The organism is Pseudomonas sp. R3-56 (assembly GCF_051132075.1).
Taxonomy (GTDB): domain Bacteria; phylum Pseudomonadota; class Gammaproteobacteria; order Pseudomonadales; family Pseudomonadaceae; genus Aquipseudomonas.
In genome coordinates this window covers 2257403-2269829 of the sequence record NZ_CP071657.1, presented here as the reverse complement: position 1 = coordinate 2269829, position 12427 = coordinate 2257403, and the positions used below count along the sequence as shown (strand labels likewise).

The window sequence follows — 12427 nt, the reverse complement described above, 5'->3', positions numbered from 1 at the left end:
ATCGCGAGCAAGCTCGCTCCCACAGGTTTGCAGGGGGCCTGCTTGACGTGAACGTCAACCTGCCATTAGCTTAGCGCCAACCCCTTTCGTTTCGAGCGCTTCCATGAGCAGCCAGACCTACAGCATCTCCGACCTCGCCCGCGAACTGGATATCACCACCCGCGCCATCCGTTTCTATGAAGAACAGGGTCTGTTGCGCCCGGAGCGCCGTGGTCAGGAACGTATCTACTCGCCGCGGGACAAGGTCAGCCTGAAACTGATCCTGCGGGGCAAGCGCATCGGTTTCTCTCTCGCCGAGTGCCGTGAGTTGATCGAACTCTACGACCCCAGCAGCGGCAATCAGAAACAACTGCACAGCATGCTGGCGAAAATCGCCGAACGGCGCGAACAGCTCGAACAGCAGTTGCTGGATATCGAACAGATGAAGCTGGAGCTCGACACCGCCGAAGAACGTTGCATCCAGGCGCTGGAACAGACGATCAAAGGCGAGGAAAACGTCCAGTAACACGACACGTCCCTTGTGGGAGCGAGCCTGCTCGCTCCCACAAGGGTTCGTCATTGGTCCCGGATAGTTGGCAACTCACCACAGGTCAATCCCCATGTCCCTCCCGTCCTTTGTACGTTTGATTGAAGTCGGCCCCCGCGACGGCCTGCAGAATGAATCCCAACCCATCAGCGTGGCGGACAAGGTGCGTCTGGTTGACGCCCTGAGCGATGCGGGCCTGGGTTACATCGAAGTCGGCAGTTTTGTCTCGCCCAAGTGGGTGCCGCAGATGGCCGGTTCGGCCGAGGTATTTGCGCAGATCCAGCGCAAGCCTGGCGTGACCTATGGCGCCCTGGCACCGAACCTGCGGGGTTTCGAGGATGCACTGGCGGCGGGGGTCAAGGAGGTCGCTGTATTCGCCGCGGCGTCCGAAGCGTTTTCCCAGCGCAACATCAATTGCTCGATCCAGGAAAGCCTGGAACGCTTCGCACCGATCATGGAGGCGGCGAAGCACAGCGGCGTCAGCGTGCGCGGCTACGTGTCCTGCGTGCTGGGCTGCCCCTATGAGGGCGAGGTCAAGCCCGAGCAGGTCGCGTGGGTCGCCCGGGAGCTGTACGCCATGGGCTGTTACGAGGTGTCCCTCGGCGACACCATCGGCACCGGCACCGCCGGTGCAACGCGCAGGATGTTCGAGGTAGTCGGCGCGGACGTGCCCCGGGACAAACTGGCGGGACATTTCCATGACACCTATGGCCAGGCCATGGCCAACGTCTACGCCAGCTTGCTGGAAGGTATCGCCGTGTTTGACAGCTCAATCGCCGGCCTGGGCGGCTGCCCTTATGCCAAGGGCGCCAGCGGTAACGTCGCCACGGAAGACGTGCTGTACCTGCTCAACGGCCTCGGCATCGAGACCGGCATTAATCTGGATGCACTCATCGCCGCGGGCCGGCAGATCTGCGACGTGCTGGGTCGCTCGACCGGTTCGCGGGTGGCCAAGGCGCGCTTGGCGCGGTGAGGTGTTACCGCCCCGCTTGTAACGGGGGCGAAACGAGTAACACGGAAACAATTTGTCTGGAATCGTCGTACCGAGTTTTCAGCCAAATAACCTAATCCATTGATTTAAAAGGATTTCTAAAAGTTGGCACGGCACCTGCTATATCTCCAGCACAACAAGAATAAAAAAAAGCGACAAACCCAATAAAAACAAGACGAAACGACTCTGACATAACAAAAACAACACGGCAGAGACGCAGCTAACAGATTTTTTTGGAGAAGATGTGCTTTTCAGGGTGCTTCCAGGAGCAACCCGCAACCGGGCAGAGAATAATAAAACTACCTCCAGGTAGCTCCCGAATCGGTTGGATCGCAAGGCGAAAAAGCAGATCAGCGCTCAAAAAAATACGTTTGCTCTTGATCCCGGATGGGGATCGCCAAAAACAGCGGTAAAGGGTCACGGCTGCCAAAAACAACAACAGGCCGCCCCTCAATAATAAAAAAAGAGCACGCGACGACAAAATTAAAGGGGAGCTTCGGCTCCCCTTTGTGCTGTCTGGGGTTTGGTTTCCTTCCATGGGCTCAGAAGGCGATGTGTCACACCATGGCAGCTTGAATGACACACCGCTTTCGCGAGCAGGCTCGCTCCCACACTAGGATTGTGGTTGGCCCTGGTGATTGCGCAGCTCTTCGATACTGATTTCGCGCATGCGAAATTTCTGGATCTTGCCGGTAACCGTCATCGGGAACTGCTCGACAAATTTGAAATGACGCGGTGTCTTGAAGTGAGCGATGCGTTCCTTGCACCACGCTTGCAACTGCTCCTCGGTGACGCTGTGGCCGGGATGGAGTTTGATCCAGGCCACGATCTCTTCACCGTAGCGCGGGCATGGAATGCCGATCACCTGCACATCTGCCACTGCGGGATGGGTGAAAAAGAACTCCTCCAGCTCCCGGGGATAAACATTCTCGCCGCCACGGATGATCATGTCCTTGTTCCGTCCGACGATACAGACGTAACCCTGCTCATCCATGCTCGCCAGGTCGCCGGTGTGCATCCAGCCCTGCGCATCGATCGCCTCGGCCGTGCCCTTGGGGTTGTTCCAGTAGCCGACCATCACGCTGTAACCGCGCGTGCACAATTCGCCGATGGTGCCGCGAGGGACAACCTCGCCGTTCCCGTCGATGATCTTGCTCTCCAGTTGCGGCTGGGTACGCCCAACGGTGGTGACGCGCAACTCCAGTTCATCCGTGGGACCGGTCTGCAACGACACCGGGCTGGTTTCCGTCATGCCGTAGGCAATCTGCACTTGGGCCATGTGCATCTCGCTGATGACCCGCCGCATCACCTCGATCGGACAGGTGGCTCCGGCCATGATCCCGGTGCGCAGGCTGGACAGGTCGAAATCCCCGCGCTGCGGCTGGTCCAGCATGGCGATGAACATGGTGGGGACGCCGTACAGCGCGGTGGCTCTTTCTTCGGCCACGGTCCGTAGCGTCAGCAACGGATCGAAGGCATCGTTGGGGTAGATCATGGTACTGCCGTGGGTCATGCACCCCAGGTTACCCATGACCATGCCGAAGCAGTGATACAACGGCACCGGGATCACCAGACGATCGCCGGCGGTCAGGCCGAGGCTTTCACCGACCATGTAACCGTTGTTGAGAATGTTCTGGTGACTGAGGGTCGCGCCCTTGGGAAATCCGGTGGTGCCGGAGGTGTACTGGATATTCACCGGCTGCTCGAAATGCAGGCTGTCCTGGCGCTCGGCCAATTGCCCAGGCGAGATGGCTGCACCGAGGTCGGCCAGCTGCGACCAGGGCAGGAAGCCTGAAGGCGGCTGGGAATCGAGGCTGATCACGCCGCGCAGATCCGGCAAGCGTTCGCTTCGCAGCTGGCCGATCGATTGCTCTGCCAGTTCCGGCGCCAATGCCTGCAACATGGCGTGGTAATCCGAAGTCTTGAAAGCCCCCGCACACACCAGCCAGCGGCATCCGGACTGCCTGAGCACATACTCCAGTTCCGAGGCCCGATAGGCCGGGTTGATGTTGACGAGGATCACGCCGATCTTCGCGCTGGCAAACTGGGTAATGCACCACTGCGCGCAATTGGGTGCCCATATGCCTAGCCGATCGCCGGTTTCCAAACCCAGCGCGAGCATGGCCCGGGCGTGCAGATCGACCGCCGCGGCCAATTCGCGCCAGCTGTAGCGCAATGATTGGTGGCGAACCACCAGCGCTTCGCCGTCAGGAAAGTCGGTCACCGTCTGGTCAAACGCCTCGCCGATGGTTTGGGCCAGCAAGGCCTTGGCCTGGGAACCGCGGGTATAGCTGAGTTGCGAATGCGAACCGGGTTGATCCATGACGCCCCCTGTTGTCTTTATTAGTGGGTGTATCGGTGGAATCTCACGACTTCGAAAGCTGTTCAAGCGGCCTTACTCTGGCCCAAGTTGACGTTAACGTAAAGAGCGATTGACAGCCATGGGGCGCGCGCTTACGTTAACGTAAAGGTGAGAGCGCTCCCGCCGCTCCCCGCACCCGACAAAAAATCCAAAAGGTGTCCCATGAGCTACCCATCCCTGAATTTTGCCCTCGGCGAAACTATCGATATGTTGCGCGACCAGGTGCAATCCTTCGTCAAGGCAGAGTTGGCGCCTCGGGCGGCGCAGATCGACATCGACAATCTGTTCCCCGCCGATATGTGGCGCAAGTTCGGCGACATGGGCCTGCTGGGCATCACAGTCCCGGAAGAATATGGCGGCGCTGGCCTGGGTTACCTGGCCCATGTGGTAGCGATGGAAGAAATCAGCCGCGGCTCGGCCTCGGTCGCCCTCTCCTACGGCGCCCACTCCAACCTGTGCGTCAACCAGATCAATCGCAACGGCAACCATGAGCAGAAAACCAAATACCTGCCCAAGCTGATCAGCGGCGAACACATCGGCGCCCTGGCCATGAGCGAACCGAACGCCGGCTCCGATGTGGTCTCGATGAAACTGCGCGCCGACAAACGCGGCGACCGCTACGTTCTCAACGGCAGCAAGACCTGGATCACCAACGGACCTGACGCCAACACCTATGTGATCTACGCCAAGACCGACCTGGAAAAAGGCGCCCACGGCATTACCGCGTTCATCGTCGAACGCGACTGGAAAGGCTTCAGCCGCAGCAACAAGTTCGACAAGCTCGGCATGCGCGGCTCCAACACCTGCGAGCTGTTTTTCGACGACGTCGAGGTGCCGGAAGAAAACATCCTCGGCGTACTCAATGGTGGCGTGAAGGTCCTGATGAGTGGCCTCGATTATGAACGCGTGGTCTTGTCCGGCGGCCCGACCGGAATCATGCAGGCCTGCATGGACCTGATCGTGCCCTATATCCATGATCGCAAGCAGTTCGGCCAGAGCATTGGCGAATTCCAGCTGATCCAGGGCAAGGTTGCGGATATGTACACCCAGCTCAACGCCAGCCGCGCCTACCTGTATGCGGTGGCCCAGGCCTGCGAGCGCGGCGAAACCACGCGCAAGGACGCCGCCGGGGTGATCCTCTACAGCGCCGAACGCGCGACGCAAATGGCCCTCGATGCCATCCAGATCCTGGGCGGCAATGGCTATATCAATGAGTTCCCGGCCGGGCGCCTGCTGCGTGACGCCAAGCTGTATGAAATCGGCGCCGGCACCAGTGAAATCCGACGGATGCTGATCGGCCGCGAACTGTTCAACGAAACCCGCTAACGGAGCTGACCATGGCCACGCTGCACACTCAGCTCAACCCACGCTCACCGGAATTCAGCGCCAACCGCAACGCAATGCTCGGCCAGGTCGAGGCGCTGCGTACCTTGCTCGCCCACGTCCAGCAAGGCGGCGGAGCCAAGGCCCAGGAACGGCATACCTCACGGGGCAAATTGTTGCCCAGGGAACGCATCAATCGCTTGCTCGACCCGGGTTCGCCGTTCCTGGAGATCAGTCCGCTGGCGGCTTACGAGGTGTACGGCGAAGACGTTCCGGCCGCCGGCGTGATCGCCGGGATCGGCCGCGTGGAAGGCGTCGAATGCATGATTGTCGCCAACGACGCGACCGTCAAAGGTGGTTCGTATTACCCGCTGACGGTGAAAAAACACCTGCGCGCCCAGACCATCGCCCAACAGAACCGTCTGCCCTGCATCTACCTGGTGGATTCCGGCGGTGCCAACCTGCCGCGCCAGGACGAGGTGTTCCCCGACCGTGAGCATTTTGGCCGGATCTTCTTCAACCAGGCCAACATGAGTGCCCAGGGCATCCCGCAAATTGCCGTGGTCATGGGTTCCTGCACCGCTGGCGGCGCGTACGTGCCGGCGATGGCGGACGAGGCGATCATGGTCCGCCAGCAGGCAACGATTTTCCTCGCCGGCCCGCCGTTGGTAAAAGCGGCGACTGGAGAAGTGGTCAGTGCCGAGGACCTGGGCGGCGCCGACGTGCATTGCAAGATTTCCGGTGTCGCCGACCATTACGCCGACAGCGATGAACACGCACTGGCGCTGGCCCGTCGCAGCGTGGCCAACCTCAACTGGCGCAAGCTCGGTGATGTGCAGCGACGCACGCCCATCGCCCCGCTGTATTCGAGTGAGGAGCTGTACGGCGTGGTTTCGGCCGACGCGAAGCAGCCATTCGACGTGCGGGAAGTGATCGCACGTCTGGTGGACGGCTCGGTGTTCGATGAGTTCAAAGCCCTGTTCGGAACGACCCTGGTGTGCGGTTTCGCCCACTTGCACGGTTACCCGGTGGCCATCCTGGCCAACAACGGCATCCTGTTCGCCGAGGCCGCACAAAAAGGCGCGCACTTTATCGAACTGGCCTGCCAGCGCGGCATACCGCTGCTCTTCCTGCAGAACATCACCGGCTTCATGGTCGGTCAGAAATACGAAGCCGGCGGCATCGCCAAGCACGGCGCAAAACTGGTGACCGCGGTGGCCTGCGCCCGAGTGCCGAAATTCACCGTGATCATCGGCGGCAGTTTCGGCGCCGGTAACTACGGCATGTGCGGCCGCGCCTATGACCCGCGCTTTTTGTGGATGTGGCCGAATGCGCGGATCGGCGTGATGGGCGCCGAACAGGCGGCCGGCGTGCTGGTGCAGGTCAAACGCGAACAGGCCGAACGCAGCGGCCAGCCGTTCAGCGCAGTTCAGGAGGCCGAGATCAAGCAACCGATCCTCGACCAGTACGAAGAACAGGGGCATCCCTACTATTCCAGCGCGCGGCTGTGGGATGACGGCGTCATTGACCCGGCGCAAACGCGCGATGTGCTGGGCCTGGCCTTGTCCGCGTCGCTGAACGCGCCCATCGAACCGAGCCGCTTCGGCGTGTTCAGGATGTAACCGGGGAACGCCCATGAATCATTACAACACGCTCCAATTGCAGATGGACCCGCGCGGCTTCGCCACCTTGTGGCTCGACCGCGAGTCGAAAAACAACGCGTTCAACGCCGAGATGATCCGCGAGCTAATCCTCGCCCTGGACCAGGTCGGCAGCGATCCGACCCTGCGTTTCCTGCTGATCCGTGGTCGTGGCAAACACTTCAGCGCCGGCGCCGACCTGACCTGGATGCAGCAATCCGCCGAACTCGATTACCACACCAACCTCGACGACGCTCGGGAACTGGCGGAGCTGATGTACAACCTGGCCAAGCTGAAGATCCCGACACTCGCCGTTGTCCAGGGCGCGGCATTCGGCGGCGCGCTGGGTTTGATCAGCGCCTGTGACATGGCCATCGGTGCCGATGATGCGCAGTTCTGCCTGTCCGAAGTACGCATCGGCCTGGCGCCGGCCGTGATCAGCCCATTCGTGGTGCAGGCCATCGGCGAACGGGCGGCACGGCGTTACGCCCTGACGGCTGAACGTTTCGGTGGGCAACGGGCGAAGGAAATCGGTTTGCTGGCGGACAGTTACCCGGCCGAGACCCTGGATGATCAGCTCGGCAAGTGGATCGACAACCTGCTGCTCAACAGTCCGGCGGCCATGCGCGCCAGCAAGGAACTGCTGCGCGAAGTCGGCAACGGTGCGTTGACCCCGGCGTTGCGGCGCTACACCGAAAATGCCATCGCGCGGATACGGGTCAGCCCTGAAGGCCAGGAAGGCCTGCGGGCGTTCTTGCAAAAAAGGCCGCCGAGCTGGCAAACCGAGTCCAATAACAAGGAGCCGCGTCGATGAGCGCCCCTGCCCTCACTACCCTGTTGGTTGCCAACCGCGGCGAAATCGCCTGCCGCGTCATGCGCACAGCCAAGGCCATGGGCCTGACCACCGTTGCGGTGCACAGCGCCACCGACCGTGACGCGCGTCATAGCCGGGAAGCCGACGTGCGTGTCGATCTGGGCGGCAGCAAGGCCGCCGACAGCTATCTGCAAATCGACAAACTGATCGCTGCGGCGCAAGCCAGTGGCGCCCAGGCTATCCACCCAGGCTACGGTTTTCTTTCCGAGAATGCCGGGTTCGCCAGGGCCATCGAAAATGCCGGGTTGATCTTTCTCGGCCCACCCGCCTCGGCCATCGAAGCCATGGGCAGCAAGTCCGCCGCCAAGGCCTTGATGGAAACCGCCGGTGTGCCACTGGTGCCCGGCTATCACGGTGAAGCCCAGGATCTGGAGACGTTCCGCGCCGCCGCCGAGCGCATCGGTTATCCGGTGCTGCTCAAGGCCACGGCAGGCGGCGGCGGCAAGGGCATGAAGGTCGTCGAGGAGGTCAGCCAACTGGCCGAGGCATTGGCCTCCGCGCAGCGCGAGGCGCAGTCGTCGTTCAGCGATGCGCGAATGCTGGTGGAAAAATACCTGCTCAAGCCACGCCACGTGGAAATCCAGGTGTTCGCCGACCGACACGGCAACTGCCTGTACCTCAACGAACGCGACTGCTCGATCCAGCGTCGCCATCAGAAGGTCGTGGAGGAGGCACCGGCGCCGGGCCTGAGCCAGGAATTGCGCCGGGCGATGGGCGAAGCCGCCGTACGGGCGGCCAAGGCGATCGGCTATGTCGGCGCGGGTACGGTGGAGTTTCTGCTGGATTCGCGAGGCGAATTCTTTTTCATGGAAATGAATACCCGGCTGCAGGTCGAGCATCCGGTGACCGAAGCGATTACCGGGCTCGACCTGGTGGCCTGGCAGATCCGCGTCGCCCAAGGCGAGCCATTGCCGATCACCCAGGAGCAGGTGCCGCTGCTGGGTCACGCCATCGAAGTACGTCTGTACGCCGAAGATCCGGCCAATGATTTTCTTCCCGCCACGGGGCGCTTGTCGCTGTATCGCGAGTCGGCCGAAGGCGCGGGTCGCCGGGTAGACAGTGGTGTTGACGAAGGTGATGAGATCTCGCCCTTCTACGACCCGATGCTCGGCAAGTTGATTGCCTGGGGGGAAAACCGTGAACAGGCACGTTTGCGGTTGTTGGCCATGCTCGACGAGTTCGCCATTGGCGGGCTGAAAACCAACATCGGTTTTCTCCGCCGTATCATCGCTCACCCCGCCTTCGCGGCGGCGGAACTGGACACCGGTTTCATCCCGCGTTACCAGGCGCAATTGCTGCCGGAGCCCGGCGAATTGGATGACGATTTCTGGCGCGCTGCGGCCCAGGGTTTCGCCTTGAGCCTGACGCCACGTGTCCGCGCCGATGACAGCAACTCGCCATGGGCCGCTACCGCCGGGCTGCGCCTGGGGCGGCCAGCGGAAATCACCCTGCACCTGAGTTGCGATGGCCAGGACCGCGCCATGACCCTGGATGCTGCTGGTCGCGGCGCCGAGCTCAGGGGCGAGCACTTGATCATCGAGCACAACGGTGTGCGCCGCGAACATCGAGCCATTCGCCACGGCGACAGTCTCTACTTGCAATGGAAGGGCGATCTGTATCGAGTCGACTCCTACGACCCGCTGGCGGCGGCCGAGGCCAGCCACAGCCAGCAGGGCGGCCTGGTCGCCCCCATGAATGGAAGCATCGTTCGGGTGCTGGTGAGCGCTGGCCAGGCGGTGGAAGCCGGCGCGCAACTGGTGGTGCTGGAGGCGATGAAAATGGAGCACAGCATCCGCGCGCCCAAGGCTGGCGTGATCAAGGCGGTGTATTGCCAGGAGGGAGAGATGGTCAGCGAGGGCAGCGCGCTGGTGGAACTGGAAGAATAGACATTCGGCCCGGTTTCCGGGCCGATCCAGTCAGAATCTGATGGTTGCCTGTACGACCACGCCGATGATGCGGCACTGGTCGGTAAACAGGGTTTTCGGATAAGTCGGATTGAGCGGAACCAGGTAACGCTGCCCGCTCTCTTCCATCAGCTTGCGGAAAGTCGCTTCGCTGCTGCCTGGCAATCGGGCAATCACCAGTTTCCCGGGCACCGCTTCGATCGCCGGATCCACCAGGATCGACATGCCCTCGGGAATGCTCAAGCCGCTTGGCGCCGTCATCGCATCCCCCATCACCACCAGCCAGAACGCGTCGCCCCGTGCATGGTAATCCGTCAGCTCATATCGCGGCTGGCCGTAGTCCGCGACATTCTCTTCGCGAACGAGACCGATGTCGCGCCAGTCACTGACCGGGTAGCGAAAGTACGGGTTGTACTTCTGCGCCAGGGCCATCCCCTCGTCGGTGGAAGTGTCCGGCTCGCGGATCACCATTGCCACCTCGAGGAACTCCAGCCCCAGCTCCTGCAGCACCCGGTTCATGTCTCCAAGACTGGGTTGTCGGCGCTTGGTCAGCCAATGGCCGACCCCACCCTGAGACATCCCCAGACGCTCTGCGAGCACCACTTGCGTGATGTGCTGCTCCTTCATCCTGGCCTTGACCAACTCTATCCATTTATCCATGAGCGGCACGATACGTGGCTGACGCCGTCCAGCAAAACACAAGTTGTAGTATTTAAATTATCGTCACAATTACGCCGAGTACTAAGCTGGGATCAGGATTTCCAAACCCGCACGGAGAAACTCGACATCATGGACAAGCCCAACAACGATGAGCCCGCAGCCCCCTCGAACAACCCATTTTTGTCGCTTCAGGATTGTCCGGCAGCCAAACGCGCCCTGGACCACTACCTGAAACCGGATATTGCCGACAACCCGGCGGAACATCGCTTCTTCGACGTCAACCGAAACATCAGTGGGGAGGAAGCCCTGGTTCATGCTTGCGACCTGCTACGTTGTGCAGCCGCTACCGCCCACGAATCCGCCAGCCGATTGAACGGCCCGAGCCGTGACCTGGCATTTTCGGTGGTGCATATGATCGATCTGGTCAAGGTCATGCTCGACCGGACCCTGGACGGCTATCCGGCACGCTAGCCGCAACGCTTGAATGACGCCGCGAACGCGGGCCACGAGAAATAATTTCCAATTGAGGCAATAAAAACATTTGACTTGCAAATGATAATGATTATTATTGCATCAGCTGGTCGCGAGATCAGTCGATAGCCCAGAGGACCTTAGGTCGGACCTCTGGAATATCTCCTCATCAGGCTAATCACGGTTTTTGACCCGGCTTTTTGCCGGGTCTTTTTTTGCCGATTTTTCGGCTTATGGCTTCAGGCTAATGAAGTCTCTGGATGTTGCTGATTCGATGACGGCGATGATAGCAAACGCACTTCGCTCGCCAAAGCACCTGCGCTGCAACAGAGTGAATGAACGACAGGCAGCACTTGAGAATCATTCAGGGACTGTCTAATCTGCTTCTGCGTCCAGGGAGGGCGCCCCCTTCTTTTCATGGCGCTAATCGTCCCGGTTCGCCCGTCCTGCGTGTAAAGTAACGGCCACAAGATCCTCTACCGGAACCGTGACCGTGGCTAAATCTTCCTTTGATATCAGCGCCAACTTCGACAGTGGCAATATTGACGTCGTGGACATCAGCAACCCGTTGCAGTCGCTGCTGAAAATCAGGCCAGACACCCGTAGCGCGCATTTCCAGTGGTTTCATTTCAAGGCCAGTGGCCTGCGCGTCGGCCAGGAATATTCCTTCCGCCTGCTCAACGCCAGCCAATCGTCCTACAACAAGGCGTGGACAGGCTACCAAGCCGTAGCGTCCTACGATCACGTCAACTGGTTCCGTATTCCTACGCAATTCGAGGGCGACGCCCTGCGCTTTCATCTGGAAGCCGAACAGCCCCACGCCTGGTTTGCCTATTTCGAACCCTACAGCCGCGGCCGTCACGACTGGCTGATCGAACAGGCGCAGCACAAGGCCGGTACCGAACTGCTGGCGACCGGCAAAAGCGTCGAGGGCCGTGATCTTCAATTGCTGCGCAAAGGCAGCGGTGCCGAGGGCCGACGCAAGATCTGGATCATTGCGCAGCAGCACCCCGGCGAGCACATGGCCGAGTGGTTCATGGAGGGAGTAATCGAACGTCTCCAGCACCAGGACGACGCCCAGCTGAACCGTTTGCTCGCCAAGGCCGATCTGTACCTGGTGCCGAACATGAATCCGGATGGCGCGTTCCACGGGCACCTGCGCACCAACGCGATGGGCCAGGACCTCAACCGGGCCTGGCAGAGCGCCAGTCCGCAAATCAGCCCCGAGGTCTATTTCGTACAGCAGCAGATGGAAAAGTACGGCGTCGATCTGTTCCTTGATGTCCATGGTGACGAAGAGATACCCCACGTCTTCACTGCCGGTTGCGAAGGCAACCCGGGCTATACGCCGCGCATCGCCGGACTCGAAGAGCGCTTTCGCAGCCACCTCAAGCACCAGACCAAGGACTTCCAGACCGCCCATGGTTACACCCGCGACGAACCGGGCCAGGCCAACATGACCTTGGCCTGCAACGCGGTTGGCCAGAAATATGATTGCCTGTCCCTGACCCTGGAAATGCCGTTCAAGGACCACGACGACCACCCGAACCCACGCACGGGCTGGTCCGGCAAACGCTCAATGCAACTGGGCAAGGACGTGCTGAGCACGGTCGAGGACATCATCGACGAATTGCGCTGATATTCCCCGGCGCCCCGCTCCCCGTGGCGAGGGAGCT

General features: G+C 60.9%; 10 protein-coding genes. 8 read left to right on the top strand and 2 right to left on the bottom strand.

What is annotated here, in order from left to right:
• The first annotated feature begins 103 nt into the window (after window positions 1-103).
• Both J3P96_RS10350 and J3P96_RS10345 read left to right on the top strand, forming a co-directional pair.
• Window positions 104-505 carry a MerR family transcriptional regulator gene (locus J3P96_RS10350; protein WP_434656869.1) on the top strand — a complete coding sequence of 134 codons (402 nt, stop codon included), beginning with the start codon at window positions 104-106 and terminating at the stop codon, window positions 503-505.
• A 94-nt stretch (window positions 506-599) separates the two neighbouring features.
• Window positions 600-1499 carry a hydroxymethylglutaryl-CoA lyase gene (locus J3P96_RS10345; RefSeq protein WP_434656867.1) on the top strand — a complete coding sequence of 300 codons (900 nt, stop codon included), beginning with the start codon at window positions 600-602 and terminating at the stop codon, window positions 1497-1499.
• 631 nt (window positions 1500-2130) lie between these two features.
• On the opposite strand, the gene J3P96_RS10340 is transcribed toward J3P96_RS10345, so the two are convergent.
• A complete protein-coding gene (locus J3P96_RS10340) occupies window positions 2131-3840 on the bottom strand; it encodes an AMP-binding protein (protein ID WP_434656866.1) in 1710 nt (569 codons plus the stop codon).
• Between the two features lie 201 nt (window positions 3841-4041).
• On the opposite strand from J3P96_RS10340, the gene J3P96_RS10335 reads away from it, so the two are divergent.
• From J3P96_RS10335 to J3P96_RS10320, 4 genes are read left to right on the top strand one after another with little or no spacing between them, the layout of a single operon-like run.
• The gene (locus J3P96_RS10335) at window positions 4042-5205 is read left to right on the top strand and encodes an isovaleryl-CoA dehydrogenase (RefSeq protein WP_434629996.1); all 1164 of its coding nucleotides are present in this window, start codon (window positions 4042-4044) and stop codon (window positions 5203-5205) included.
• Window positions 5206-5216: 11 nt separating this feature from the next.
• On the top strand, window positions 5217-6824 hold the full coding sequence (locus J3P96_RS10330; protein ID WP_434656864.1) for a carboxyl transferase domain-containing protein: 1608 nt from the start codon (window positions 5217-5219) through the stop codon (window positions 6822-6824).
• 13 nt (window positions 6825-6837) lie between these two features.
• A complete protein-coding gene (locus J3P96_RS10325; protein ID WP_434656862.1) occupies window positions 6838-7656 on the top strand; it encodes a gamma-carboxygeranoyl-CoA hydratase in 819 nt (272 codons plus the stop codon).
• Window positions 7653-9602 (top strand): acetyl/propionyl/methylcrotonyl-CoA carboxylase subunit alpha, encoded by a 1950-nt coding sequence (locus J3P96_RS10320; RefSeq protein WP_434656859.1) that lies wholly within the window; start codon window positions 7653-7655, stop codon window positions 9600-9602. Before J3P96_RS10325 ends, J3P96_RS10320 begins: the two co-directional genes overlap by 4 nt.
• A 30-nt stretch (window positions 9603-9632) precedes the next feature.
• On the opposite strand, the gene J3P96_RS10315 is transcribed toward J3P96_RS10320, so the two are convergent.
• Complete coding sequence (locus J3P96_RS10315) at window positions 9633-10280, bottom strand: LexA family protein (protein WP_434573230.1); 648 nt, start codon at window positions 10278-10280, stop codon at window positions 9633-9635.
• 129 nt (window positions 10281-10409) lie between these two features.
• Between J3P96_RS10315 and J3P96_RS10310 the strand changes: the two genes are divergently transcribed.
• Together J3P96_RS10310 and J3P96_RS10305 are read left to right on the top strand one after the other, a co-directional pair.
• Window positions 10410-10751, top strand: coding sequence for a DUF6124 family protein (locus J3P96_RS10310; protein WP_434629988.1), 342 nt, complete (start codon window positions 10410-10412; stop codon window positions 10749-10751).
• A gap of 487 nt (window positions 10752-11238) precedes the next feature.
• A complete protein-coding gene (locus J3P96_RS10305) occupies window positions 11239-12390 on the top strand; it encodes a M14 family metallopeptidase (RefSeq protein ID WP_434656857.1) in 1152 nt (383 codons plus the stop codon).
• Window positions 12391-12427 lie beyond the last annotated feature (37 nt).